We start from the raw sequence: 25,824 nt of genomic DNA, 5'->3' as shown, positions 1-25,824 counted from the left end.
GATCGGAAGGAACGCCTGTGCACCCCCCACGCTTACGCCGTCTCGTCGTCCTGGCCGTCTCCTGCCTGGCCCTCACCGGCCTGGTCGCCTTACCCGCCCGCGCCGCGACGGTGCGGTACGAGGCCGAGAACGCCACCAACGTCCAGGGCGTCGTCGAGTCCAACCACGCCGGGTTCTCCGGCACCGGCTTCGTCAACAGCGACAACGCCGTGGGCCCGTACACCGAGTGGACGGTGAACGCGCCCGCGGCCGGCACCGCCACGCTCGCCATCCGCTACGCCAACGGCACCACCACGACCCGCACCACCGACGTCTCTGTCAACGGCACGGTCGTCTCGGCCGGGCGCACGTTCGGCCCCACCGGGGCCTGGACCACGTGGGCCACCTCCACCCTGACCGCCACGCTCGCCGCGGGCGACAACAAGATCCGGATCATCTCGACGGCCTCGGGCGGCAACCCCAACCTCGACTACCTCGAGGCCACCATGGCCGACGCGCCCGCGACCGAGTACCAGGCGGAGGCCGCCACGCTGTCGGAGGCCTCGGTGGCGACCAACCACACCGGCTACACCGGCTCCGGCTTCGTCGACTACGTCAACGCCGTGGGCGGCTACATCGAGTGGTCCGTCAACGTGGCCGAGGCCGGCACGCACACCCTCACGCTGAGGTACGCCAACGGCACGACCGTCAACCGGCCGATGGCCGTCGCGGTGAACGGCACCACCGTCCAGACCCGCGACTTCCCCGGCACCGGAAACTGGGACACCTGGGCGGACGCCGCACTGACGGTCTCGCTGAACGCCGGCGTCAACACCGTCCGTGCGACCGGCACCACCGCCAACGGCGGCCCCAACGTGGACCGGCTCTCGGTCAGCGGCTCCGGCGGGCCCGACGGGCAGGCGCCGACCGCGCCCGCGGACGTCCGCGTCACCGGCACCTCGGCCGCCAGCATCACGCTGGCCTGGACGGACTCCTCCGACAACGTGGCCGTCACCGGCTACCGCGTCTACGAGGGGACGACCGTGGTCACGACCACGCCGACGGCCGGCGCCACGATCGGCGGGCTCACCGCCGGGTCCACGCACACGTACACGGTCACCGCGATCGACGCGGCGGGCAACGAGTCCGGGCGCAGCGCCGCGGCCACCGGCACGACCGGCTCCGGTGGCACCGGGCCGACGGCCGACCAGTTGCTCGCGAAGGTGACCGCGTGCAGCCAGATCTCCAACGGCAAGTACAAGACGGACTCCGACGTGAGCTCGGCGACGGTCGCGGTGTGCGAGAAGACCGGGGCCGTGTTCTGGAAGGGAGACATGGACATCGACTGCGACGGGGTGCGCACGACGCAGTGCAACGAGAACACCGACTGCTGCTTCCAGGCCGACACGTTCTGCCACACCAGCGGGGACTCGCCGCTCAACGCGGCGCAACTCGCGTACATGGTGGTGCCGAGCACCAGCTCCATCTGGGACTACCGGACGAAGGGCATCGGCTGCGGCACCGTGGTGGCGATCGTCTACAACGGGCAGGTGGAGTACGCCGTGATGGGTGACACGGGGCCGAGCGGGATCATCGGAGAGGCGTCCTACCGGACGGCCGCCGACCTCGGCATCAACCCCGACCCGAGCAACGGCGGCACGGACACCGGCGTCACGTACATCGTCTTCACCGGCTCCGGCACCAAGGTCGGGACCATCGAGAACCACACCCAGGCGGTCACCCTGGGCCGCACGCTGGCCCAGCGCTTCCTCGACCAGAACTGACACGCACCCGGTGCGGCGCCGCGCAAGTGCGGCGCCGCACCATGGATCTCATGAACGGCCGAGGATGCTGGCGGCCCGCTCGCGCATCTCCACCTTGCGGATCTTGCCGGTGACCGTCATGGGGAACGCGTCCACCACGTGCACGTACCGGGGGATCTTGTAGTGGGCCAGGCGGTCCGCGCAGAACTCCCTGACGCGCTCGGCCGTCAGCGGCTCGGCGCCCGGCCGCATGACGATCCAGGCCATCAGCTCCTCCCCGTACTTCTCGTCGGGCACGCCGATCACCTGCACGTCGCTGACGTCCGGGTGGCCGTAGAGGAACTCCTCGATCTCGCGCGGGTAGATGTTCTCGCCGCCGCGGATGACCATGTCCTTGATGCGGCCGACGATGTTGAGGTAGCCGTCGGCGTCCATGGTGGCCAGGTCGCCGGTGCGCATCCAGCGGGCGGCGTCGATGGCCTCGGCCGTGGCGTCGGGCTGGGCCCAGTAGCCGAGCATGACCGAGTAGCCGCGGGTGCACAGCTCGCCCGGCACGCCGCGGGGGAGCGCCAGCCGGGTCTCCGGGTCGACGACCTTGACCTCGATGTGCGACATGACGCGGCCGACGGTCTCGGTGCGGCGGGCCAGGCCGTCGTCCCGCCGGGTCATCGTGGAGACGGGGGAGGTCTCGGTCATGCCGTAGCAGATGGCGACCTCGGTCATGTTCATCTCGCTGACGACGCGTTTCATGACCTCGACGGGGCACGGGGAGCCGGCCATGATGCCCGTTCTGAGTGTCGAAAGATCGAAATTTCCGGACCCGGACAGCAGGGCCAGCTCGGCGATGAACATCGTCGGCACCCCGTACAGGGACGTGCACCCCTCCGCCTGCACCGCGCGCAGCGTCGCCTCCGGGTCGAACCCCGGCGAGGGCAGCACGACGCACGAGCCGTGGGAGGTCGCGCCGAGGTTGCCCATGACCATCCCGAAGCAGTGGTACAGCGGCACCGGCAGGCACACCCGGTCAGCCTCCGTGTAGCCGACCAGCTCACCGACGAAGTAGCCGTTGTTGAGGATGTTGTGGTGGGACAGCGTGGCGCCCTTGGGGAAGCCGGTGGTGCCCGACGTGTACTGGATGTTGATCGGGTCGTCGAACGTCAGCCGCGCCGCCCGCTCCGCCAGCAGGGCCGGGTCGGCGCGCCTGCCGCCTTCGACCAGCTCGTCCCAGCCGGGCCCGCCGATGAACACCGCGTCCGCGAACCCGATCTCGCCGATCATCGCCCGGTAGTCGCTGGTCTTGTGCGTGACCGCGCTGACGAGCAGCCGCAGGCCCGACTGCTTCACGACGTAGGCCAGCTCGTGGGCCCGGTACGCGGGGTTGACGTTGACCAGGATCGCGCCGATCTTGGCGGTGGCGTACTGGACGAGCACCCACTCGGCGCAGTTGGGCGACCAGATGCCGACCCGGTCGCCCTTGGCGATGCCGCGGGCCAGCAGGCCGAGCGCCACCTCGTTCACGGCGGCGTCGAGCTCCGCGTAGGTCCAGCGGCGCCCGGAGGCCACGTCCACCAGCGCCTCGCGCTCGCCGAACCGCGCCACGGCGCGCTCGAAGTTCTCCCCGATCGTCTCGCCCAGCAGGGGGACCTCGGACACGCCCGAGGCGTACGAGAGCAATGCATCAGCCATGAACGGAGAATTCCCCATTTCTGGGCCAGCCGCCACCCCCGGTTTAGGGGGTGGCTTTCAGCGGGGGACCTCGTCATGCTGGTGTCGTGACTCCTCCGCTCCCTGACGAGAGCGGCTTCTCGCTTTCCCCGCTGAGGTAGCGGAGTAGGCGACGGCCAAGCCCTGACCGACGCCCCTGCGGGCGCTAGAAGCGCATATCAAGGCAGCGATATCTCCGCTGCTGAATGGACGGTCGCCGGGTTGCCGGTCGTGTTCGGCGGCCTGGTCGTCAGCGCGGGCAACGGGCTCGGCGGCCGGGTGATCACCACCGCGCGCCCCGGCAGCGTCGACGACTACGCCGCCGACCCGCGCATCAGCCACGAGTACGACAAGCCCGTGATCGCCGAGGGGCTGCGGGCCATCGCGGCCGTGCCGGTCACGGTGGACGGCGGCGTGTCCGGGGTCCTGTACGGCGGCATCCGCGAGCCCCTGCCGATCGGCGACCGCCGCCGAGTGGGAGGCGGTCCGCCAGGCGCACGCCCAGCTCAGGGCCATCACCCAGGACGTCGCCGACGCCGGGCTCCGGGCCCGCCTGCAGGACGTGTGCGACCGCCTGGCCCGCTCGGACGGCCGGCCCCCGGAGCGGTCGAGCCCGCTGTCGCCGCGCGAGCTCGACGTCCTCGCCCTGGTCGCGATGGGCTGCGGCAACGCGGAGACCGGGGTCAGGCTCGGGATCCGGCCGGAGACGGTCAAGAGCTACCTGCGCAACGCGATGCGCAAGCTGGGGACGCACACCCGCATGGAGACGGTCGTCGCCGCCCGCCACCGCGGCTTCCTGCCCTGACCCGGGGTCAGCTTCCCTGCGGGTGGGTGCTCCAGTACTCGTCGGCGGCCGCCTGGATGTCGGTCAGGACCTTCTGGTAGCCGTCCGGCTTGACGACGAAGGCGCCGAAGCCGTCCAGCGCGGCGGTGAGCACCGGGGGCGGGGTGGCCTCGAAGTAGCGGTTCACCAGGCGGTACTCACCGCTGCCCGCCGCCTTGCTGACCTCGGCGATGGCCTGGTCGGCGATGGCGACCTTGGGGTTGGCCGAGACGTCGCCCCTGGCCGTGGCCCACTTCTCCTGGGCCGGCGCGCCCACCCACCACTTGAGGTACTTCGTGCTCGCGCCGGGATCGGGCGCCTTGGTCAGCGAGCAGAGCGGGCCGCTCTCGAAGATCATCGACGTCTTGGGCAGCGCGGGGTTGACGTTCGGGATGACGAAGAAGCCGTAGTCGGTGCCCGCCTTCATGTCGCGCTGCGTCATGCTCGTGTTGAACCACGTGCCGAACGACACCATCGCGGCCTTGCCGGTCTTGAGCACGTCGCCCGGGTCGGTCTTGTCGCCGGGGTTGTTGAAGTACCCGGCGTCGATCATCGACTTCCACCGCTTCATCACGTCGACCACGCCCGGGTCGGTGTACTTCGCCTGGCCCGCCGAGAGCCGGTCGTAGAGGTCGGGGTCGGTGCCGGCCAGGAGCTGCTCGAACCAGACGAAGGAGAACAGCACCGACGTGTGGTAGAAGGCGGTCACGCCGTTCTTCTTCAGGGTGTCGGCGACCTTGACCAGCTCGTCCCACGTCGCCGGCGGCTTCAGCCGGTACTTGTCGAAGACGCTCTTGTTGTAGAACATGCCCCAGTACGCGGCGTTCAGCGGCACGCAGTACTGCTTGCCGTTCACCGTGTAGTACTTGGCCAGGTCCGCCGACAGGTCGCCGTTCTTGATCGCCTCCTGCCAGATGGCGGTGGTGTCCGACACCTGCTTCTGCGCGACGATCTCCGCCAGCCGCCCGCCCGTCGTCCACGTGAACAGGTCGGGCTTGACGTCCGTGCGGAAGGACGCCTTGATGAACGCCTGGTACGTCGGCTCGTCGGTGTAGCCGACCGGCTTCATGGACAGGCCGATCTGCTGCTTGGACAGGCCGCTCATCTCTTCGAAGTATTTGCTCCAGGCGCCCTTGTCGTTGTAGAGCTTCAGCTCCGTCTTGCCGGCGGCCTGCTGGGGTGCGGATCCGCCGGAGGAGCAGGCGGCGAGTGCGAGGCAGATGACTGTGGCGACACCAAGTGACCGGATCATGCCCGGCCTCCTCTTCGATCTTGGGGGGATTAAGTCATCTAATCACTTGATATCTTGGCTGTCCATAGGGACGACGGCTCGCCGCGTAACCTCCCGGTAACATCGCGGGGCCATGCCGTACCTCTCCTGGAAGAGCCGGCCGAAATACGACTGGCCGGAGAAGCCGCAGCGCTGGGCGATCCGGCCGATGCCCTCCGTCGTCGTGGTCAGCAGCAGCGCGGCGTGCTCCAGCCGGCGCCCGGCCACGAACCCGATCGGCGTGCACCCGTAATGCCGGCGCATCGAGCGGGCCAGGTGCCCCGGGCTGACCGCGGCCAGGGCCTGCAGCCTGGGCAGGCCCTCGCGCAGGTTCTCCTCGCGCCGCATCGCGAGGCAGGCCGACACCAGCCAGCCGGGCCGCGCGTCCACGGCCGTCCCGTCGGCGGCCTCCAGCAGCGGGACGACCGCCGTCAGCAGCCCGACCAGGTCGAGCACGCGGGGCACGCCGGAATAGGCGGCCAGCACGCGGGCGAACCCGGCCGCCGCCGGCCCGTCCAGGTCGGCGCGGGCCGACAGCGGGAGCTCGCGGCGGTCCCAGTCCGCCGGTCCCGCCAGCCCGGCCAGGTCGGCGAAGGCCCGCCAGCGCTCGCTCGGGAAGGCGATGTTGACGAAGCGCATGCCGCCGTCCGAGGCGAACTCGTGCCGGTCGTGCGGCCGTACCAGCACCAGGTCGCCCGCGCGCAGCGGCAGCTCCGCCTCGCCCACGCGCTGCGCGCCCGCCCCGGCGGTCACGAGGACCAGCTCGTGGAAGTCGGCGTGGGAGTGCGGCTCCGGCCGGTCCCTGCGGCCGCCCTTCACCGGGACCAGGGCCGCGTGGTACGGCAGGCCGGCTGCGAACTCGGCCCAGCGCAGGACGGTCGGCATGTCAGGAAATTAATACTTGTGGAGCGGCGATTACTAGTAACCCGCCCCGCGAAGACCGAAGAATCCGAGTGACGCCCACCCCACAAGGAGCGCATGGTGAGAGTCGACCGGACCCTTCAGGACTACGACCGCGACGGCTACACGATCTTCCGCGACGTCCTCGACCGCGACCTGATCGCCGAGGCGGGCGACCACGTCGCCTGGCTCCAGGCCAGGCACCCCGACCTGAACGGCGAGGACCTGGGCACCGAGCTGGTCGCCCGCGACCCGTTCTGGGTGCGGCTGGTCGGGGACGACCGGCTGCTGGACCTCGCAGAGCTCTTCGTCGGCCCCGACGTCGCGCTGTTCGCCTCGCACTACATCAGCAAGCCGCCGTTCTCCGGCAAACCGGTCCTGTGGCACCAGGACGGCGCGTACTGGCCGCTGGAGCCGATGCGCGTCGTCACGCTCTGGCTGGCCGTGGACGAGGCCACGACGGAGAACGGCTGCCTGCGCGTGATCCCCGGCTCGCACCGGCAGGACCTGCACGAGCTGCGGCAGCGCGACGACATCGACAACGTGCTCGGCTCGGAGAGCGCGGTGACGGTGGACGAGTCGCAGGCCGTGGACCTGGTCCTCGCGCCCGGCGACGTGGAGGTCCACCACCCCAACATCCTGCACGCCTCCAGCGCCAACACCTCACCGCGCCGGCGCTGCGGCCTGACCATCCGCTACATCCCGACCTCGACCCGGATCACCAGCGAGGAGCAGCCGTTCGTGTCGGCCCTGCTGTTCCGCGGGGACCCGGGCGTGAACGTCTACCAGCCGTTCCCCGCGTACGTGGAGGGCGAGCACATGCCGTTCGCCGGAGCGGGGCATCACGCGCGGTAGGCGACGTCCCCGTCGAGCATGGTCAGCCACGCGTCCACGCCGGACAGCTCGCCGGCGGGCAGGCTCCGGACGTCGCCGTCCAGGACCACCACGTCGGCGAGCTTGCCGGGCGTGAGCGAGCCGATCCGGTCCTCCATGCGCAGGGCGTAGGCCGCGTCGATCGTGTGCGCGCGTAGCGCCTCCTCCAGGGTGATCGCCTGCTCCGCCCCGATCGGGCCGCCCTCCCTGGTGCGGCGGCGCACCGCGTTCGAGATCGTCTCCATGGGCCGCAACGAGGAGACGAACGAGTCGCTGGACAGCACCGGGCGCAGCCCCGCGTCCAGCTCCTCGCGGATCGGCTGGAGCCGGTGCCCCCGCCGCTCGCCGAGCCGGCGCACCAAGTCGGTGCCGCTGTCGTAGAGGAAGTTGGGCTGGTTGACCGGGATCACCCCGAGCGCGGCGAACTCCCTGACCTGGGCGGGCGTCGGGTGGCCGCAGTGCTCGATCCTGGGCCGGGCGTCGTCGCCCGAGACCGCCACCGCGGCCTTGATCGCTTCGAGGGAGTAGCCCATGGCCCGGTCGCCCTGGGTGTGGATGCCGATCTGCCAGCCCGCCGTCGCGGCCCGCCGTACGAGGTCCACGAGCTGCTCCGGCTGGTGGTAGAGCGAGCCGGTGAAGCCCTCGCCGTACGGCTCGTCGAACATCGCCGTGCCGCCCAGCAGCGTGCCGTCGCAGTAGAACTTCATCGCGCCGAACCGCAGCCGGTCGTCGCCGAACGGGCCCGCCAGGCCGATCGAGGACAGCTCGTCCAGCATGTGCGACAGCGGCATGACCGCCGTGCGCACCGGCAGCGTGCCGGCCTCCCACGCGGAGCGGTAGACCAGCAGCTCGCGGCGCGAGACCTGCGGGTCGCACACGGTGGTCACCCCGGCCCGCAGGTACGTCTCCCCGGCCAGCTCCAGCCACGACCGCAGCTGCTCCAAGGGCAGGTCGACGTGGAAGTTCGGGCCGTGGCAGCCGATGTCCACGGCCACGGGCAGGATCAGCTCCATCGCCGAGTCCAGCACCATGCCGGTCAGCCGCCCGCCCTCGTCGCGCACGAACGCGCCGCCCGCCGGGTCGGCCACGTCGTCGCCGATGCCGCGCCAGGACAGCGCGGCCGAGTTGACCACCGCCTGGTGCCCGGACACGTGGTAGACGATCACCGGGTGCTCGGTGGTGGCCTCGTCGAGCTGCTTCCGGGTCGGCCGCCCGCCCGGGTATTTGGCGTCGTCCATCCCGTACGCCCTGATCCACTGGCCCGCCGGGGTCCTGGCGGCCTCGGCGGCGACCGCGGCGACCAGGTCGGCGGCGCTGCTCACGGCCGGGTAGCGTGCGTCCACCGCCACCAGCGTCTCGGCGGTGGACAGCAGGTGGTTGTGCGGGTCGATGAAGCCGGGCAGCACGCTCCGCCCGCCCGCCTCCACGACCTCGGCCCCCGGGCCCGCCTGGGCCAGGACCTCCTCCTCGCGCCCCACGGCCAGGACGCGGCCGTCGCGTACGGCCACGGCCCGCGCGTACGGGTTCGAGGGGTCCATGGTGATGACGTTCCCGCCGGTGATGACGGTGGTGGACAATGCACTCTCCTATTCGGTGGTGATCGGAGCGGCCGGCACGCGGTCGCGGTGACGGGGCGCCACGGCCAGGCAGAGCACGCTGAGCGCGCACATGGCGACCAGCAGGGTCACGGCCGGCCACGCGGCGCCGCCGACCGCGCCCACGAGCGCGGTGGCGGCCAGCGGCGACAGGCCGCCGAAGATCGCGCCGGCGCCCTGGTAGGCGAGCGAGATCCCGGTGTAGCGGACCTGCGGCGGGAACATCTCGGCCAGGATCGCCGCCATCGGCCCGTACGTGCCCGAGGTGGCCAGCCGCATCACGCCGAGCATCAGGAAGATCAGCAACGTGTTGTGCGTGCCGAGCACCGCGAACTGCGGCACCGCCAGCACCGCCGTGGCGATCAGGAACCAGATGGCGACCTTGCGCCCGCCGAACCTGTCGCCCATCCAGGCGATGCCGAGCGTGGCGACCAGCTCCACGAACGCGGCCAGGCTCAGGCCGTTCAGGATGAGCTGCTCGGTCTCGCCCACGGACGGGCCCGTGGCGTACGACAGCAGGAACGTGGTGAGGATGTAGTAGCCGCCGATGGCCACCGGCAGCGTGCCGATGCCGAACACGACCGACCGCCACGACGTGCGGAAGACCTCCTTGATCGGCACCCCGGTCTTGTCGGCCTCCTCGAAGACGGGCGACTCCTCGACGCGCAGCCGGATGAACAGGCCCACCAGCACCAGCACGGCCGAGACGATGAACGGCACCCGCCAGCCCCACGAGTGCAGCGCGTCGTCGCCGAACAGGGTCATCAGGCTGAACGCGCCCGTGGCCAGCAGCGCGCCCGCCGGGTTGCCGAGCTGGGCGAAACCGCCGTAGAAGGTTTTCTTGCCGGGCGGCGCGTGCTCGACCGCCATCAGCGCGGCCCCGCCCCACTCGCCGCCGACCGCCAGCCCCTGCACGAAGCGGAGCAGCACCAGGAGCACGGGGGCGAGCGTGCCGATCGACGCGTACGTGGGCAGCACCCCCACGGCGAACGTCGCGCCGCCCATCATGAGCAGCGTGACCACCAGCGCCGACTTCCGGCCGACCCGGTCGCCGAAGTGGCCGAACACGATGCCGCCGAGCGGCCTGGCGAAGAATCCGACCGCGTACGTGGCGAAGGACGCCATGAGCGCCACCGTGGGGCTGGAGGCGTTGGGGAAGAACAGGTCGTCGAAGAGCAGCGCGGCCGCCGTGGCGTAGACGTAGAAGTCGTACCACTCGATCGTGGTCCCGACGAAGGCGGCGCCGGCCGCCCTGGTGGCGCGATTCATGGATCCTCCGGTCTCAGGGGGTGCGACGACGATAAGCGCAGGTCAGCCTGGTAGGGGCCGGGATAAATCGCACTGCCGCCGGTGATTTAGGGTGCAGTATGCACTGGAGGGGGTTCTCATGGCGTTGACCGTCGCCCAGGCCATGACCTTGCCCGGGATGCGCATGCGGCTGCTGGCCGGGCGCGCCGGGCTGTCGCGTGTGGTCCGCTGGGCGCACGTGTCCGAGCTGGCCGACCCCGTGCCGTGGCTGCGCGGGGGCGAGCTGGTGATGACCATCGGCCTCGGCCTGCCGGACGACCCCGCCGGGCGGCAGGCGTACGTCGAGCGGCTGTCGGGCGCGGGCTGCGCCGGGCTCGCCTTCGCGCTCGGCGAGGCCGTGACCGCCGTCCCGGAGGAGGTGCTGGCCGCCGCGGACCTCCAGGGGCTGCCGGTGCTGGAGATCCTGACCCCGTTCATCGCGGTGACCGAGGCCGTGGCCCGGTGGCACGCCGACGAGCGGGTGCGCGGGGAGCGGCGGGTGGTCGCCGCACAGGAGGCCATGGCGCGGGCCGCGCTGCTGTCGGGCACCTCGGGCATCCTGCGCGCCCTGGCAGAGCACACCGGCGGCGAGTCCCTGCTGCTGGACCCGCAGGGCAAGCCCCGGGCGGCCGTGCCGGCGGGGGAGCGGCCCTGGCACGCCAGGGCCCTGGAGCTGGCGGAGGGCGCGGCCCGGCCGAGCGCGGGCGTGCTGGACGACGGCATCCAGGCCGTGCAGGTGCAGAGCCTCGGCTTCTCCGGGCCGCCGACCGGCTGGCTGGCGGTGCGCACCGCCTCGCCGCTGGAGTGGCACGCCAGGATGCTGGCCAACCAGGCCGCCTGCCTGCTCGCCATGGAGCTGCTCGGCGTGCGGGCCGGCCGGGCGAAGGCGCACGCCCAGCGGGGCGCGCTGCTGGCCGCCGTGCTCGACGGCGGGCTGTCGCCGGGCCAGCTCGGCGAGTTGTGCCCGGTCGCGGCGCCGCCGTACGAGGTGGTCGTGACGGCGGCCCCGGTGCCGGCGGAGGCGGCGCTGGAGGCGCTGGAGGAGGTGGCGGCGGACGCCGAGGAGCTGGCCCTGGTGTGCGGACGGCCGGATGCCACCGTGTTCGTGCTGCCGGAACGGCCGGCCCGGTGGGGGACGGAGCTGTGCGCGCGGCTGGGCGTGCCGGGCGGCGGCTGCCGGGCGCTCGGCCTGGACGAGCTCCCCTCGGCGGTCCGACACGCCGCCACGCTGGCCGCCCGGGGCGACGGTTACGTCCACGTCGCCGACCTCGAAACGTCCGCGCTGCTCAGGGACGCCTTCGTGCCCGACGCCGCGCACCGCTTCGCCGCCGCCGCGCTCCGCCCGCTGCGTGAGTACGAGGCGCGGCACGGCGGCGACCTGGTCGATTCGCTCCGCGCGTACCTGGAGGCGGGGTCGAACCTGGAGACGGCCGCGCGGCGGCTGGGCGTGCACCGCAACACCCTGCGCCGCCGCCTGGCCGTCGCCGAACGCGTCTCGGGCCGCCCCCTCGCCGACCCCGGGCACCGGCTCCAGCTCTGGCTGGCGCTCTCCCTCGGCGACCTCGTCCCGCCCGGCTAGAGCTCATGGCTGGGCATTCCTTCAGGCAAGTCGCGGCCCTGCCCGGGAGCCGCGGCCGGGGGCCTGCACTAGGAAGAGGCCCGTGGGATCTTCGCTTCGCTCATGGCTGCGCGCCGACCCATGGCGGGCGCTGCTGGTTCTGGTGGCCGCCTGCTACGGGATCGCCCAGCTGGTCTTGGTCACCCCCGGCATGGGGCTGGGGTGGGACGAGGTCGTCTACGTCAGCCAGGTCGATCCCCGCGTGCCGGCCACCGAGTTCATCGCGCCGCGGGCCAGGGGGATCACCCTGATCGTCGCCCCTCTGGTGGCGATCACGTCCTCCACGGAGGCGCTGCGGGTCTACCTGTGCCTGCTGTCGGCTCTGGCCCTGTACGTGTCCTTCGGGACGTGGCGCCGGGTGCGCCCGGGGCCGGTGGTGCCGCTCGCGGCGCTGCTGTTCGCGTCGTTGTGGCTGTCGCTGTTCTACGGCGGCCAGGCCATGCCGAACCTGTGGGTGGCCTTCGGCGCGGTGGCCGCCACGGGCTGCCTCCTGCGCTGCCTGCGGCCGGGCGGCGGCTGGCGCCCGGCGGCCGGGCTGGGCGCGAGCGTGGCCGCGGTGGCCCTGCTGCGCCCGCCGGACAGCGTCTGGCTGGCCCTCGCGCTCGCCGTGGCGGCGGTCCTGGCCGGGCGGTGGCGGGCCGGGCTCGCCGTGAACGCGGGGCTGGCCGTGGGCTGGGCCGACTGGATCGTCGAGGCGTTCGTCCGCTTCGGCGGGCCGGCCGCCCGCTGGCACGCCGCGGGGGCCGCGAACGAGACCGGGCTGCACTTCTCGCTGCCCGAGCACGCCCGTGCGCTCAACGGCCCGCTGCTCTGCCGCCCTCCCGCGCACTGCGGGCCCGTCTCGCTGCCCTGGCTGCTGTGGTGGAGCGCCATCCCCCTTCTCGCCCTGCTCGGCCTGTACGCCGCCCACCGCCGGGGCCGCCTGGCCGAATGCGCGCTCCCTGCCGTCGCCGGCCTGCTGATGGCCGTGCCGTACGCCTTCCTGGTCGGTTACGCCGCGCCTCGCTTCCTGCTGCCCACGTACGCGCTGCTGGCGTTCCCGCTCGCTTATGGGGCCGTCTTCCTGCTGGACGGGCGGCGCGGTCAGGCCCGCCGCGCCGGCTGGGGCCTGGTGGCGGCGGGCGTTCTGGCCCAGTTCGCCCTGCAGGGGATCACGCTGGAGAAGATCACCGCGCAGCGGCTGTCCAAGCGCGAGGCCGACGCCGAGGTGGCCCGGGCGCTCCGGGTCCAGCCGCCCTGCCTGGTGTACGGGGAGCACGCGGCGATGATCGCCTACCGGGCGGGCTGCGAGGCCCACACGGTGCTGCGCTGGCCCCAGGAGGCCGAGTTCCCCGGCGCGGTCCGCGGCGCCCTGGCCGCGGGCAAGCACGTGGTCGCCGTCAACCGCGGCCGGCCGGCCCCGGCGCCGTTCCTCCGGTCCTGGGTCCGGGCCCGCTTGCCGGGAGCCCATCCGGGCAGGTGGCACGCGTACTACCCGCACCCCGAGGAGGGCGGCCGGCCCGGAGCCGGGTGATCAGGTGGCGAGGGGGAGGGACAGGACGAGGCGGACGCCCCGGGCGAGGGGCTCGGCGCGGACCGCGCCGTCGTGCGCCTCGGCGATCTGGCGCACGATGGCCAGCCCCAGCCCCGAGCCGGGCAGGGAGCGGGCCGCCTCGGCGCGGTAGAAACGGTCGAAGACGAACGGCAGGTCCTCGGCGGCGATGCCGGGCCCCTGGTCGGAGACCGCCAGCGTGCCCGTCGCGGTCACCTCGACCAGCACCTCGCCGCCCGGCGGGCTCCACTTGATCGCGTTGTCCACGAGGTTGGCGGCGGCGCGTTCGACGGCGTCGGGGTCGGCGTGGATCAGGCACTCGGCCAGCTCCGCCCGCAGCCGCACATGCGGCCCCCGCCCCCGCGCCCTGGCGATCACGCGCTCCGCCATCAGGTCCAGGCGGACGTCCTCGGTGTGGATCTGGACGTCGCCGTACCTGGCCAGCTCCACCAGGTCGTTGACCAGCACCCGCAGCTCCCCGGCCTGTGCGCGGGCCTCGCCGACCAGGGCGGGGGCCTGCGGGTCGGCGGTGCCGCGCCCTTCGCCGAGCAGTTCGAGGTTGGTGATGAGGCTGGTCAGCGGGGTGCGCAGCTCGTGCGAGGCGTCGGCGACCAGGCGCCGCTGGGCCAGTAGGGACTCGTTCAGCGCGCCCGTCATCGTGGTGAACGAGCGGGCCAGCCGGGCGACCTCGTCGCGCCCGCTGCCGTCGAGCCCGCCCGCGGTGAGCGTACGGGTGGCGGTGACGTGCTCGACCACCTCGGTCAGGCGGCCGATGGGACGCAGCACCCGCCCGGCGAGCAGCCGCGCGGCCATCCCGGCGACCAGCGCGCCGCCCAGGATCAGCGCTCCCAGCAGGAGCTTCAGATTGTTCAACGTCTCGTCGTCCAGGTTCAGCGGGAACGCGGTGCGCACCAGCCCCTGGTCCACCTGGCCGAGTGGAGCCGTGTAGACGCGGTAGCGCGCCCCGCCGTAGCTCACCTCCTGGAAGTACGCGGGGAGCTTGCCCCACGCGACCCCGGCGTCCCTGTCGGTGAGCGGGACGAAGCCGGTGGTCGGACCCGGATTCGCGGGCGACGGGAAGAACTGCAGCAACGTGTTGCCCACGGTCACCGGATAGTCCGGCAGGGGCGCGCGGGTGGCCTTGAACGAGGCCAGCAGCTGGGGCGCCTGCCCGGCGGCCAGCACCAGCTCGCCGTCGTGCTGGCCGCTCAGCCCGGCCGCCGTCGCCGGATAGACCACCAGGGAGGCGATCAGCAGGGCCGCCGCCACCACGGCCGCCCCGGCCAGTGCGACCCTGGTCCGCAGCGTCACGTCTCCTCCCGCAGCACGTAGCCCAGCCCGCGCACCGTCTGGATCAGCCGCGGCTCGCCGCCGGCCTCCAGCTTGGCCCGCAGGTAGCTGATGTAGACCCAGAGCGCGTTGGACGACGGGCCGAAGTCGTACCCCCAGACGGCGTCGAAGATCACGCTGCGGCTCAGCACCCGGTTTGGGTTGCGCAGGAACACCTTCAGCAGCGTGTACTCGGTCCTGGTCAGGTCGAGTACCCGCGCGCCGCGGGCGGCCCGGCAGGCCGCGGTGTCCAGCTCCAGGTCGGCGAAGCGCAGCACCTCCTCGGCCGCGCCGCTGCGCCGGAGCAGGGCGCGCAGGCGGGCCCGCAGCTCCTCCAGCGCGAACGGCTTGACCAGGTAGTCGTCGGCCCCGGCGTCCAGCCCGGCGACGCGGTCGGCGACCAGGTCGCGGGCGGTGAGCATCAGGATGGGCGTGCGGTCGCCGCCGGCGCGGAGGCGGCGGCACACCTCCAGCCCGTCCAGGCCGGGCATCATGATGTCGAGCACCACCGCGTCCTGCCGGCCGCCGCCGGCCGCCTCCAGCGCGCGCAGGCCGTCGGCGGCGGTGCTGACGTGGTATCCCTCACGGGCGAGCGCGCGCGTCAGCGAGCGGCGCACCGCCTCGTCGTCGTCGGCCACCAGGATGTGCATGATGCCACTCTCTCCGCCGGGCCCGCCGCCGCGCACCCCCGGCGGCCGGCTCGGTGGTCAGGCGGGCTCAGGAGCCGGGGGTCTTCTCGGTTACGAGGGATCGCTTGAAGTCGTCCAGTGCCTGGATCAGCCGCTCCGCCGGCACACCCAGGCGCTCGGCTATCGCGGCGAACTCCGGCGATTTCGGATTTATCCCGCCTTTCTGGCTGAGCAGGTCCAGCTGCGCGGCGGCGGCGGTCGCCTGGTCGAGGCCGACCCCGAGCGAGGCGGCCAGCGCCTTGGCCAGCATTCCGGACTCGACGGGCTTGGGCTGCTCCGGTTGCTTCATGCCGGGCGAGCACTTCGCCTCGCCCCGGCCGGGCTCCGCGGCCTCGGCAGCCTTGGCCGCCTTGGCTTTCGCGATGTCGGCGGGGGTGCACGTCGGGGCTTTGGCGCACGGATCCTTCGTGGGCGTGCAGGTCGCGGCCTTGGCGCAGGGATCACCCGTGGGGTCTTGCCGGGGCGAGGCCGCCAGTGCCCCCGACCCGCCCAGCGTCAGCGCCATCACCAGCGCCATCACGATGCCGGCGGCCAGGCCGGCCTTGCGTCGGTCCATGTCGCGTCTCCTTCTCCCGACCGGCCGGCTCCTCCGGCCGGTGGCTGCCGCCAGCCAACCCGGCCCACCTTCACCCAGCCGTCGGCGAACCTTAGAAACGCCGTAGAACCAGCTCACCCGCAGCACCCGTGCACGCCGTAGGTCCCCGTCCTCGCGCACCCCGTTCTCGACCGGCCGCCGGTCCTCCTCCGGCACGTGCTCCGCGATGCCCTAGGCAACGACTTGGCGCGATTTACGTACGGTGGGGACCACGTCGAGATCCACGGCAACATCGTGCACGGCTCGGTCACCGGGAAGATCGGCCCGGTCCTGCACTACGAGTACCACCAGCACTTCCCGCACGCCCGGCCCGGACCGCTGTGGCGGGGCAGCCCGTACCGGGGGGCTGGCGCCGTTCGACGAGCGGGACGCCGAGGTGTTCTACGGCCGCGAGCAGGCCACCGCCCAGCTGGCGCGGATGCTGGCCGGGCGGCTCGACGCGCCGAGCATGCTGGTGGTCACCGGGCCGTCGGGGGCGGGCAAGTCCTCGTTGCTGCGTGCCGGGCTGCTGCCGTACCTGAAGGGCGGGCACCCGGCGGGGGCGCCGGACGGAGCGGGCTGGCCCTCCCTGGTGATGACGCCCACCGCCGACCCGCTGACCGAGCTGTCGGTCCAGCTGAGCGCGCTGACCGGAGGCGATCAGCCCCGACGGCACCAAGCTGGCCGGCGCCGACGCGCAGGGGCGGGTCCGCCTGTGGGAGATCCGCCTGCCCACCGATCCGCGCGCCGAGATCTGCGCGGTCGCTGACCGAGCGCGAGTGGGCCCGCTACGTCCCCGACGAGCCCTACCAGGTCAGCTGCCCCTGAACCGCGGTGTCCGTCACCAGTCGCGGGTCTCGATCAGCTCTTCGATGTCCGCGTCCGCGAACCCGTAGGCCGTCGCCACGAACCAGAAGTCCTCGGCGATCACCTCGCGCGCCACGGTCTCCATCTGGCTGCCCGCCACCAGGAACTCGACCGCCAGCTCGTTGAACTCGTCCGTCGCCGCCCGCGTGAGGGCGTACAGCGACGGGAGGTCCGACGGCCGCTCGGCCTCGATCCGCTCGCACAGGCGCAGCAGGATCTCTCTGCCCTTGTCGACGAGCCGGCGGGGGTAGTAGCCGTCCCCGTACATGCCCTTGAGGAAGGCGTGGCCGGCTGCCTGCTGGTTGGTGAGGGGCACCCTGATCTCCTTCTCGCCGCGATCCGGTGCCGCCGATCCTGCCCGATCCCACCAACGAACACCCGCCCGTCGCCGCGTGGGCCAGGATTGATCACATGAATTCGAAGCCGGGGCGTCCGCGTCTGTTACGTGAGCTGAACGACCGTGCCGCGCTGGAGTTGCTGGGCTCGTCGGGAGCGCTGACCCGGGCGCAGGTGAGCGAGATGACCGGGCTGTCGAAGGTGACGGCCAACCACGTCCTGTCCCGGCTGGAGGAGCGCGGCCTGGTCGTCAGGGCCGGCGTGCAGGAGGGCGGGCGCGGGCCCAACGCGGTCCTTTACGGGCTCAACCCGTCGTGCGGGTACGTGATCGGGATCGACGTCGACCCGGACACGACGACCGCCGTTCTCGCCGACATCATGGGGCGGGTGCTGGCGGAGACGACGGTCCCGACCGAGGTCGCCATGGATCCGGCCGGAGCGGTGGGCACGATCGTGGAGCACCTCACCCGGGCCGCGCGGATCGACGTGGCGCAGGTGCGGGCGTGCGTGATCGGCCTCCCGGCCGTCATCGACCCCGCTACGAGCCGCGTTCACTTCTGCTACGACATGCCCGCATGGTGCGGGGACGTGATCGAGGTCCTCCACCGGAGCCTGGGGCTGCCCGTCACGATCGACAACGACGTCAACCTCGCCGCGATCGCGGAGCGCGCGCTGGGAGCCGCGAGCGGCGTACGCAACTTCGCGCTGGTCTGGATCGGACGTGGGCCGGGATCGGCGGTCATGGTGGGCGACCAGCTCCTGCGGGGGACCGCGGGCGCGGCCGGTGAGCTCGGCTGGATGCCCGTCCCCGGCGCGGCCGTGAGCGACGGCGGGTTCGACCGCAGCCGCCATGAGGTGGGCGCCGCCTTCCAGGCCCTGGTGGGCTGGCGGGTGGTGCAGGAACTCGCCGAGACGTACCGGATCGCGGCCGAGGACGCCGCGCGGAGCGTGGCGGCAGCGGCGCGGGAGGCGGCCGGGGCCGGGGTGGGGAGCGGGGTGGGGAGCGCGGTGGGAAGCGCGGAGGGGGCGTCGGGGAGTGCGGCGGGGGCGGCGTTCCTGGACGAGCTGGCGCGGCGGATCGCTCTGGGGGTCGCGTCCATCTGCGCCGTTCTCGATCCTGAGCTGGTCGTGCTGGGCAGCCACGTCGGTTCCGCCGGAGGCGACGCGCTCGCCGGTCGGGTTCAGCGGGCTGTCGCCCGGATGTGCCTGGCCCGGCCTCGGGTGGAGGCGAGCACGATCCCGGACCGGCCTGTGGTGCGCGGCGCCCTGCTGGTCGCGGTCGAGCAGGCACGCGAGCGGGTGTTCTACGGCGATCTGTGAACTATGGTGTTTTCGCGGCGATTCGAGGGTGTACGGCTACTCTGCGGTAATGTCATTCCTTTACCGATCATCCCTTGGCGCGATCGCGCTCGCGATGACCGCGTCGCTCACCACCCCCTCGATCGCGCATGCGGCACCCACGACCGCGGCGGCCGACCGGGTCTTACGGGTCTACAACAACAACATCGAGAACCTGGTGCGGAACAACGCCGACGGCTCGTGCACCCGGATCTCGGGCCCGGACCACCTCACGTCGATGCTGGTCGACGACAGCGGCAAGACGGGCACCTCCGGCGTGCAGGCTCCCGACCTCCTGATCGTGCAGCAGGTACGCGGCACCGGACAGGCCACGGCGTACGCCGACCAGCTCTCGGCCAAGTTCGGATATCCGGCGGGCACGTACAAGGTGCTCGTGGCCTGGGACGACCCCGAGGTGTGGGGCAGCACGCACAAATGCAGCCAGCAGGAGCTCGGCGACCTGAAGAAGAAGCAGACGAACGGGATCGTCTACAACACCAGAACGCTGAGCCTGGCGGCGGGCGACGTCTCGAAATACTGGAGCGCCGGCTGGTTGAAGCCCGGGACCTCGTACGGCGGCGGCGCCGGGTGCACCCTCTACAAGCCGCCGAACAGCGACGACGGCACCACCAACCAATACAAGTGGAAGCGCACGAGCGCCATCGCCGCGAAATTCACGATCAAGGAAACGGGCACGACGGTCTTCGCCGCGACCATGCACCTCCCGGAACAGAACGGCGCGAACGCCTGCGCTGGCGACGACTACACGGGCATCGCGAACTCCGGCATCCATGTCGGCACGGACGCCACGAGCCTCATGAACGCGTCCACGATCCGCGTGATCGGGATCGACGCGAATCGCACGAACATCGCCTGCACGACTCTCAGCGGCTTCGGCATGACCGGCTATGGAGCGAAGGCGACCAGCGGCTCCAGGAAGATCGACTACCTCTTCGTCAAGGGCGCCGTACAGCCGTCGAGCATTGACCACACGGTGAGCGGCACGAAGTCGAACCATCTCGCGCTGTACGGATTCATCGAGTTCTGACGCGCGCCACCCGCGAGCGGGCGCCCCGGTCAGGCTCGGACGAGCGCCGCGGCCAGCTCGGCGTTGCGCCGGGCGAACTCGGCCCATTCAGGAGGCGTGGCGGCGCTCGCCCGGGCAACGGCCGAGCGCCCGCACTCGCGCTGCTCCCACCCGTTCAGGCGCCCGCCGCGAATGGTGAACGTGACGGCGAGGCCGTCCGCCCACCCGCACGCGCGGCGCCGGCGTTCGTCCCGCCGAGGCGGGGGCCGAAGTCGATGACACCGTCGAAGCGGGCGACGTGGCTCGTCCGCACCCCGGCGGTGCGCGGACGCGGGTCGACCAGGATGTAGATCGAGTTCACCGCGCCGCCCGGCGTGCGATTCCAGCGGGGCAGGTCGGCTTCCAGCAGGTTGCGTTCGAGCCACGCGGCCTCGTGCACCGAGCCGCACACCACCGCCTCGACCCGGACGATCCGGGCGACCATCTCCGTCAGGTGGAGGCGATCGCGCAGGTCACCCCAGTAGGACCGCACCCGGCTCCGGAGGTCGGTGGCGCGACCCAGGTAGAGGATCTGGCCGCGCCGGTCGCGGAAGCGATAGACGCCGGGCTCACGAGGCAGCCGCGCCGCCGCGCGGGCAGCCGGGGATCTGGCTGACACCCGGCCGAGTGAAACATCGGCCGCCAGGGGTGTCAACGATTGTGGCGGGGGCTCGCTACATGGCTGCTATAGGAACGCCACATTGACAGTTTGGGTCCTGTCAAAACGATAGTGAAGGTGATCATCCGCGCTTTAAGATCACTCCCATGCTGATTCGCCGGACATTACGGATGATGACCGCTATCGCGGCGACCTGCACCGTTGCGCTCGCCGGGGGTGTGGGGACGGCTCAGGCGGAAGAATTCCGCGTGTCGTCCCAAGGGCAGTTGCTGTTCTACAACCACTCCTACAGCGTGGTGGACCGCGAGACGGCCGACGCCGTCGAGAACTCCGCCTACCTGCGTGAGTTCGCCAACTTCGAGGTCCGCACCACGACCGGTGGCGGGTTGACCTGGAAGGGCCGCTACCTCAAGGGCCGCGAGACGTACATCGAGCTGTTCGGCGAGGGCGACCTGCCCGGCCAGGACGCGCTTTTCGGCTCCGCCGGTCTGGCCGTCTCGACCGAGCGGGTCGGCGACCTGGCCAAGGTGACCGCGGCGCTGAAGGCCCAGGGCATCTCCGACCCGGCCGAATACCGTCAGACGCGTGACTTTGGCGATGGTGTCCCGATCCCGTGGTTCGACACCATCCGCACCACCTCCGCCCAGTACGAGGCGTTCGACCCGTGGTCGATGGAGTACTTCCCGGAGTACTTCGCGGACCCGCGCAGCCAGACCGAGCCGGAGAGCTACCCGGGTGACGTCAGCCGGGAACGCTACCTGCCCGACGCCTACCAGGACCACCTGATGCGCGACATCACCTACCTCCGCATCGGCGTCACCGCGCGGGACCTGGCCAACACGGTGCCGCTGCTCAAGGCGGGCGGGTTCGACGTCGCGACCACCGGCGGCGGCGCCATCGCGACCGGCGGCGGCACCACCATCCAGCTCGACTCCGTCGCTCGTGAGCAGGCGGGTCTGAAGCAGGTCTCCATGTCGCTCAACCGCTCCGTGGAGAGCCGTACCGAGGAGCGGATCGGACGTTCGACCCTTGCCGTGGGCCCCGGCGCCCGCGCCGAGTGGACCTTCGACGCCCCGCGGTAAAGCCCCTCCTGTACGCGCCCGGCCGGCGACGCATCGATCGTCGCCGGCCGGGCGTCATCTGCCTCGTCCCCGCCACCACCCACAACGTCCCGCGTCCCCCCTCGCGCGGGCGGCCGGGTCAGCCGAGGCCGGCGATCCGGCGCGCGCTCCACACTGTCGGCGCGGCCAGCAGGACGAGAACGCCGGCGAGCCACAGGATCCCCTGGAGCGGCAGGGCATCGACGATCGCGCCGCCGGCCAGCGCGCCGAGACCGATCGAGAGGTTGAACACCGCCACCCACAGCGCGGAGGCTTCCTCGACCGCCTGCGGCGCGGCCCTGATCATCCACGTCTGGAGGCTCGTGGAGACCCCGCCGTACACCAGGCCCCAGACCACGAGCAGCGTCACCCCGCCCGCGGCGGAGAGCCCCGCCACGGGGTAGAGCAGCAGGGTCACCCCCAAGATGGCGGCGATGGCGAGGACCGTGCGATGGAGCCTCTTTGCCACGGCGGCACCCGCGACGAAGTTCCCCACGATGCCCGCCACGCCGAATCCGAACAGCAGCGGCCCGACGAGCCGCCCGTCGATGCCGGACAGCTCCCGCAGCACCGGGCTCACGAACGTGTAGGCCGAGAAGTGGCCGGTCACGATCAGGAAGGTCGCCAGGATGCCGACCCGGACACCCCGGTCGCGGAACTGGCCGGCCAGCCGCCGCAGGCCGACGGGCCGAGCGGCGGCCAACGGCGGCAGCACCACCAGCAGGGCGACGAGCACGGCGAGCGCGAGCGCGCCCAGCGCGCCGAACGCGATCCGCCAGCTCGCCAGCCCGCCGATCATCGTGCCGATGGGGACGCCGAACACGTTCGCGGCCCCGACGCCGCCGAAGATGATCGCGGTGGCCCGCGGCACGTGCGCCGCCGGGACGAGCCGTACGGCCAGACCCCCGGCCACGGCCCAGAACCCGCCGATCGCCACCCCGACCAGCACGCGGGCGGCGATCAGGAGCGGGTAGTCCGGCGCCAGGGCGGAGGCCAGGTTGGCGAGCGTCATGAGCCCCATCAGGGCGACGAGCAGGAGCCTGCGATTCATCCTGCCGACGAGCACCGGCACGACCGGCGCCGCGATGGCGGCGACGACGCTGGGGACCGTGACCATCAACCCCGCCGCACCCTCGGACACAGACAGCGCCGACCCGACGGGGGTGAGCAGTCCGATGGGCAATTGCTCGGCCGTCACCAGGAGAAACGTCCCGAAGGCCACGGCGGACACCGCGGCCCAATGACTCCTCGCTGTCGCGTCCCGGCCGGTCGTCGTAGGTTCCGTCGCCGTCACGTCGAACCTCCTTTCACTCATTCGGGAGCGATCGCTCCCATACGACGACACACCCTAATACGGGAGCGATCGCTCCACAATTCTGGTAGAGTGGCGGCCATGGCACGGCCCAGGGAGTTCGACGAGCAGGATGTGATCGCCAAGGCGACCCACCTGTTTTGGCGTCGCGGCTACCACGCCACGTCCGTCCGCGACCTGGGCGCCGAGCTCGCGCTCAAGCAGAGCAGTCTGTACCGGACATTCAACGACAAGCACACGCTGTTCTTGCGAGCGCTGGACCACTATCGGGCGACGGAGTCCACCCAAGCCGAAGAGCAGCTCGGCGCGCCCGGCCCCAGCCTCCAGATCCTGCGGGAGTGGCTGATCTGGATGATCAGCCACGAGGCCGGCCGCGGCTGCTTCGTGGTCAACACGGCCGCCGAACTCGGCACCACCGACCCCGAGGTCCAGCGGAAGACCGAGGCCGCGTTCGAGGTCACCCGGGACACCCTGGCGTCACTGCTGCGCCGCGGCATCCGCGACGGCGACCTGCCCGCCGCGTTGGACGTCGAGGCGGCGGTGGAGCTGCTGTTCACGACGGTGCTCGGACTGCGCGTACGCGAACGCGCCGGCCACGACCCCCAACGGCTCGCCACGGCGATCGACTTCACGATCAGAACGCTCACGACCTCCGCGCCCTGACGTGACAGCTGCCCGTCGGCCTGCCGCGCGCGGGAGGCGATTCATCGTGGCTCACGTCAGACCGTAAATGTCGCCCGCGGTCGCTAGCGTCCCCGTTGACAGGCGATGATCGCGATGGAGGGACGCAATGCCCGAACTGATCCGCGGCGTCGAGGACGAGGTCCCGACCTCGTACGGCGGCTTCGGTCTCGACGACGCATCCGGCCTGGGCGACGACGCCGACCTGGGGAGCGAGCCCGGTGGCATCGCTCTGGGTTCGGTCGAGCTGGTGAGCAAGGTCCGGGCGCGGAGGGCCCGCGTACGGATGGAGGCCTGGAACGCCGAGCCCGGGGTCGAGGACGCACCCGGCGCGCCCTGGGCAGCGGCGGGGCAGGTCGTCTACCTGAGCCCGGGTGGCATCGTGGAGTTGCGCTGCCCCGGACTCAGCCCCACCGGCCAGAAACTGCTGCTGGGCCCGCCGTTCTGCGCCTACGGGCTGCGCGTCTACACCGGTGCGGTGCGTACCCGGCCGGCCGCGTGGGACGACAGCGAGACCGAAACCGTCGAGGAGCGCTGGCTGCTGCGGTTCTGGCCGCTGGCAGACGCCGCCGGTCCCGCCCTGCGCGCGGATTCGGAGGCGGGCGGGCCGGCGGCGGTCAGGATGCGCGAGGTCCTTCCGCTCGCCCGCGGCTCCCGCGCCCCGCAGCCGGGGCAGTGGCCCGCGCTGCGACCGCACCCCTGGGCCGATTCCGCCACCTCGGTGATCCGGTACGACCCTCAGGTGGATCGCCTGGAACGCGTTCCGAGCGCCGAGGCCGGACCCTCGACGCCCGACGACGACTGGCGGCGCATCGACGAGGTGCTGGGCGACCTGCGGTATGACATGCTCGGCAACCTGCCACGGAACTTGGAGTCCTGGTCGCGGTCGAGGCTGGAGTACTACGCCACGCGGCTGCGCGTGGACAGGCGCATCGGCCGGGAGCTGAACCCGGACGACGCTCCCACGCTGGTGCTGGAGGCGTCCAGCGTGCGTACCGTCCTGATCGGGCCCGATCCGGGGCACAGCGGCCGGGCCTGGGTGTGGGCCAAGGACGAGAACGCGCACGCCGACGTGCTGTCGGCAGGCCGGCAGGTCGTCGCCCGTGATGCCATCCGGATGAACACCCTGCTGACCGGGATCGTCACTATCCTGCGGAACGAGAACGATTTCGTGGAGGTCCGGGCGGCGACAGAGGCGGAAGCCGCCCGAGTGATCACGGTTGAACGGCTGCGCGGCTGACACCTCGCCCGCGGTGTGGGTGACCGAGGCGAAGCGTATTTCAGCCAGACCTACGTCGGTGACCAGGCGGGAGTTCGGATTCGGCAGGCGCGTCGAGCCATCGGCTCAGCGCGGCGGCGACTTCGGCGATGTCGCCGGCGCCCATCCTCCAGCACAAGGCGGTTCCTCCCTGCTGCCGGAAGTCCGCGCAGTTGCTCGCCGAGTCATCGATGAGCAGCGCGTCGAGGAAGGTCATGCCGTGCCGGCTCAGCCAAGGCCCGAAGAATCCGGCGGGACCTTCGCTCTTGAGCACCGCGACGTCGCTGGAACAGATCAGGTCGTCGCAGATGTAGGCCCAGTGGGCCAACGTCGCCGCCGAACGGCGGTCTGTGGGGCGCCGGGACTTGCGTACCCGCCGGAAAGTGTCGGCGAAGCAGTCCATGTTGTCGGTGGACACGACGACCGAGGCACTTGTCTTGACCTCGCGGAGCATCTCGAACAACGGAACGTTGACCCGCATCCGGGCGCAGTCGGTCAGTAACCGGCGCTGGAGGAAGTCGTCGCGGAACCGGCGGTCCAGCTTGATGCCCATGTCCGCGATGACCTGAGCGGAGGACAGCCGGCCCTTCATCCAGGCGCGGGCCGTCTCGCCGGCGAAGATCGGCGCCAGGCTCTCCACAAGTTGGGAGTGAAGGGGATGCCGGGCCTCGTCCCGGATGGACGCCCAGAAGGGGTCGCAGGACAGCACACCATGCCAATCGACGAATACGACCCTGCCGGGGAGCACGTTGCGGGGACCTCTCAATGGGGCTGCGGGCTCACTCAAGGGGGAGGGGGCGGCGTGGTACGGGCGCGGTGTGGATGAGAGACGTGGTCGTGTGACCGTACGGGGTGAACAGGTCGAGGATCGGTTCGAGCTCGTCGACCGCCCGCAGGTGCATCGTGAAGTAGAAGCAGTCGTCACCCGTCATCCGGTAGCACTCGACGATCTGGGGAACTTCCTGGGCGATCTTGGAGATGCGGTGCAACTCCCGGATCGCCGGGCGGATGCGAACCATCACGGTGACCGGAAAGCCCAGGGCCCGCGGGTCGACCTCGGCGTGATAGCCGGTGATCACTCCGCTCTCCTCCAGCCGCTGCACCCTGTCGGCCACGGCGGGGGCTGAAAGGGTGACCCGGCGGCCCAGTTCGGCGAAGCTCACTCTGGCGTCGACCTGCAGCTCGGCGAGGATACGAAGGTCGAGGGCGTCGATTCCCTTGGATTCGTATGCCCGCTCGGGTCTGATCTTTCGATTCGCCATTCTCCTAAATTACGGGTTGGCCGACGATTGGGCTCATGCCGCCCATCGGC

General features: G+C 71.7%; 25 protein-coding genes. 11 read left to right on the top strand and 14 right to left on the bottom strand.

Going from position 1 to position 25,824, the window contains the following annotated elements; translation table 11 throughout:
* The first annotated feature begins 17 nt into the window (after positions 1-17).
* Complete coding sequence (locus ABZS69_RS58195; RefSeq protein WP_355390684.1) at positions 18-1,763, top strand: CBM35 domain-containing protein; 1,746 nt, start codon at positions 18-20, stop codon at positions 1,761-1,763.
* Between the two features lie 48 nt (positions 1,764-1,811).
* Here the strand turns inward: ABZS69_RS58195 and ABZS69_RS58190 are convergent, their stop codons facing one another.
* Entirely contained in the window at positions 1,812-3,428 is a 1,617-nt protein-coding gene (locus tag ABZS69_RS58190) for an AMP-binding protein (RefSeq protein WP_355390681.1), read from the bottom strand.
* A gap of 332 nt (positions 3,429-3,760) precedes the next feature.
* Entirely contained in the window at positions 3,761-3,886 is a 126-nt protein-coding gene (locus ABZS69_RS58185) for a hypothetical protein (RefSeq protein WP_355390678.1), read from the bottom strand.
* 122 nt (positions 3,887-4,008) lie between these two features.
* Between ABZS69_RS58185 and ABZS69_RS58180 the strand changes: the two genes are divergently transcribed.
* Positions 4,009-4,251: a LuxR C-terminal-related transcriptional regulator gene (locus tag ABZS69_RS58180; protein ID WP_355390675.1), complete on the top strand. Its 243-nt coding sequence runs from the start codon at positions 4,009-4,011 to the stop codon at positions 4,249-4,251.
* A 7-nt stretch (positions 4,252-4,258) separates the two neighbouring features.
* Here the strand turns inward: ABZS69_RS58180 and ABZS69_RS58175 are convergent, their stop codons facing one another.
* Both ABZS69_RS58175 and ABZS69_RS58170 read right to left on the bottom strand, forming a co-directional pair.
* Entirely contained in the window at positions 4,259-5,521 is a 1,263-nt protein-coding gene (locus tag ABZS69_RS58175) for an ABC transporter substrate-binding protein (protein WP_355390672.1), read from the bottom strand.
* A 42-nt stretch (positions 5,522-5,563) separates the two neighbouring features.
* The gene (locus tag ABZS69_RS58170; RefSeq protein WP_355390669.1) at positions 5,564-6,424 is read right to left on the bottom strand and encodes an AraC family transcriptional regulator; all 861 of its coding nucleotides are present in this window, start codon (positions 6,422-6,424) and stop codon (positions 5,564-5,566) included.
* Positions 6,425-6,517: 93 nt separating this feature from the next.
* Between ABZS69_RS58170 and ABZS69_RS58165 the strand changes: the two genes are divergently transcribed.
* Positions 6,518-7,294 carry a phytanoyl-CoA dioxygenase family protein gene (locus ABZS69_RS58165; protein ID WP_355390666.1) on the top strand — a complete coding sequence of 259 codons (777 nt, stop codon included), beginning with the start codon at positions 6,518-6,520 and terminating at the stop codon, positions 7,292-7,294.
* Here ABZS69_RS58165 and ABZS69_RS58160 read toward each other — a convergent pair.
* Both ABZS69_RS58160 and ABZS69_RS58155 read right to left on the bottom strand, forming a co-directional pair.
* Positions 7,282-8,889 (bottom strand): amidohydrolase, encoded by a 1,608-nt coding sequence (locus ABZS69_RS58160; protein ID WP_355390663.1) that lies wholly within the window; start codon positions 8,887-8,889, stop codon positions 7,282-7,284. The two genes, ABZS69_RS58165 and ABZS69_RS58160, sit on opposite strands and share 13 nt — an antisense overlap.
* A 9-nt stretch (positions 8,890-8,898) precedes the next feature.
* Positions 8,899-10,176 (bottom strand): MFS transporter, encoded by a 1,278-nt coding sequence (locus ABZS69_RS58155; RefSeq protein ID WP_355390660.1) that lies wholly within the window; start codon positions 10,174-10,176, stop codon positions 8,899-8,901.
* A 118-nt stretch (positions 10,177-10,294) separates the two neighbouring features.
* On the opposite strand from ABZS69_RS58155, the gene ABZS69_RS58150 reads away from it, so the two are divergent.
* Both ABZS69_RS58150 and ABZS69_RS58145 read left to right on the top strand, forming a co-directional pair.
* Positions 10,295-11,773 (top strand): PucR family transcriptional regulator, encoded by a 1,479-nt coding sequence (locus tag ABZS69_RS58150; protein ID WP_355390657.1) that lies wholly within the window; start codon positions 10,295-10,297, stop codon positions 11,771-11,773.
* A gap of 82 nt (positions 11,774-11,855) precedes the next feature.
* Positions 11,856-13,325 carry a hypothetical protein gene (locus ABZS69_RS58145; RefSeq protein ID WP_355390654.1) on the top strand — a complete coding sequence of 490 codons (1,470 nt, stop codon included), beginning with the start codon at positions 11,856-11,858 and terminating at the stop codon, positions 13,323-13,325.
* Here the strand turns inward: ABZS69_RS58145 and ABZS69_RS58140 are convergent, their stop codons facing one another.
* The 3 genes from ABZS69_RS58140 to ABZS69_RS58130 form a co-directional block, all read right to left on the bottom strand.
* Positions 13,326-14,654 (bottom strand): HAMP domain-containing sensor histidine kinase, encoded by a 1,329-nt coding sequence (locus tag ABZS69_RS58140; protein ID WP_355390651.1) that lies wholly within the window; start codon positions 14,652-14,654, stop codon positions 13,326-13,328. It lies immediately after the preceding gene.
* On the bottom strand, positions 14,651-15,322 hold the full coding sequence (locus ABZS69_RS58135) for a response regulator transcription factor (protein WP_355390648.1): 672 nt from the start codon (positions 15,320-15,322) through the stop codon (positions 14,651-14,653). The genes ABZS69_RS58140 and ABZS69_RS58135 overlap by 4 nt, the downstream gene beginning before the upstream one ends.
* 67 nt (positions 15,323-15,389) lie before the next feature.
* Complete coding sequence (locus ABZS69_RS58130) at positions 15,390-15,917, bottom strand: hypothetical protein (protein WP_355390645.1); 528 nt, start codon at positions 15,915-15,917, stop codon at positions 15,390-15,392.
* Positions 15,918-16,158: 241 nt separating this feature from the next.
* Between ABZS69_RS58130 and ABZS69_RS58125 the strand changes: the two genes are divergently transcribed.
* Positions 16,159-16,704, top strand: coding sequence for an ATP-binding protein (locus tag ABZS69_RS58125; protein WP_355390642.1), 546 nt, complete (start codon positions 16,159-16,161; stop codon positions 16,702-16,704).
* A 72-nt stretch (positions 16,705-16,776) separates the two neighbouring features.
* On the opposite strand, the gene ABZS69_RS58120 is transcribed toward ABZS69_RS58125, so the two are convergent.
* Positions 16,777-17,118 (bottom strand): DUF5713 family protein, encoded by a 342-nt coding sequence (locus ABZS69_RS58120; protein ID WP_355390639.1) that lies wholly within the window; start codon positions 17,116-17,118, stop codon positions 16,777-16,779.
* A 95-nt stretch (positions 17,119-17,213) separates the two neighbouring features.
* Here ABZS69_RS58120 and ABZS69_RS58115 point away from each other — a divergent pair, with 95 nt between their 5' ends.
* Positions 17,214-18,458, top strand: a complete 1,245-nt coding sequence (locus ABZS69_RS58115; RefSeq protein ID WP_355390636.1) for an ROK family transcriptional regulator — start codon at positions 17,214-17,216, stop codon at positions 18,456-18,458.
* Between the two features lie 49 nt (positions 18,459-18,507).
* The gene (locus tag ABZS69_RS58110; protein ID WP_355390634.1) at positions 18,508-19,524 is read left to right on the top strand and encodes a hypothetical protein; all 1,017 of its coding nucleotides are present in this window, start codon (positions 18,508-18,510) and stop codon (positions 19,522-19,524) included.
* A gap of 154 nt (positions 19,525-19,678) precedes the next feature.
* Here the strand turns inward: ABZS69_RS58110 and ABZS69_RS58105 are convergent, their stop codons facing one another.
* Positions 19,679-20,161: a nucleotide excision repair endonuclease gene (locus ABZS69_RS58105; protein WP_355390632.1), complete on the bottom strand. Its 483-nt coding sequence runs from the start codon at positions 20,159-20,161 to the stop codon at positions 19,679-19,681.
* 248 nt (positions 20,162-20,409) lie between these two features.
* Here ABZS69_RS58105 and ABZS69_RS58100 point away from each other — a divergent pair, with 248 nt between their 5' ends.
* Complete coding sequence (locus ABZS69_RS58100; RefSeq protein ID WP_355390629.1) at positions 20,410-21,243, top strand: DUF5829 family protein; 834 nt, start codon at positions 20,410-20,412, stop codon at positions 21,241-21,243.
* Between the two features lie 118 nt (positions 21,244-21,361).
* Here ABZS69_RS58100 and ABZS69_RS58095 read toward each other — a convergent pair whose 3' ends face one another.
* Complete coding sequence (locus ABZS69_RS58095; protein WP_355390626.1) at positions 21,362-22,555, bottom strand: MFS transporter; 1,194 nt, start codon at positions 22,553-22,555, stop codon at positions 21,362-21,364.
* A 99-nt stretch (positions 22,556-22,654) separates the two neighbouring features.
* Here ABZS69_RS58095 and ABZS69_RS58090 point away from each other — a divergent pair, with 99 nt between their 5' ends.
* Entirely contained in the window at positions 22,655-23,236 is a 582-nt protein-coding gene (locus ABZS69_RS58090) for a TetR/AcrR family transcriptional regulator (RefSeq protein WP_355390624.1), read from the top strand.
* Between the two features lie 127 nt (positions 23,237-23,363).
* Complete coding sequence (locus ABZS69_RS58085; protein ID WP_355390621.1) at positions 23,364-24,494, top strand: hypothetical protein; 1,131 nt, start codon at positions 23,364-23,366, stop codon at positions 24,492-24,494.
* 40 nt (positions 24,495-24,534) lie between these two features.
* Here the strand turns inward: ABZS69_RS58085 and ABZS69_RS58080 are convergent, their stop codons facing one another.
* Positions 24,535-25,152 carry a hypothetical protein gene (locus ABZS69_RS58080; RefSeq protein ID WP_355390618.1) on the bottom strand — a complete coding sequence of 206 codons (618 nt, stop codon included), beginning with the start codon at positions 25,150-25,152 and terminating at the stop codon, positions 24,535-24,537.
* Positions 25,153-25,291: 139 nt separating this feature from the next.
* Positions 25,292-25,774, bottom strand: a complete 483-nt coding sequence (locus ABZS69_RS58075; protein ID WP_355390616.1) for an Lrp/AsnC family transcriptional regulator — start codon at positions 25,772-25,774, stop codon at positions 25,292-25,294.
* Between the last annotated feature and the right edge of the window lie 50 nt (positions 25,775-25,824).

This window comes from Nonomuraea sp. NPDC005650, assembly GCF_040605375.1.
Classification (GTDB): domain Bacteria; phylum Actinomycetota; class Actinomycetes; order Streptosporangiales; family Streptosporangiaceae; genus Nonomuraea.
The sequence above is the reverse complement of the archived record's forward strand: the minus strand, read 5'-3'. Positions and strand labels throughout refer to the sequence as shown.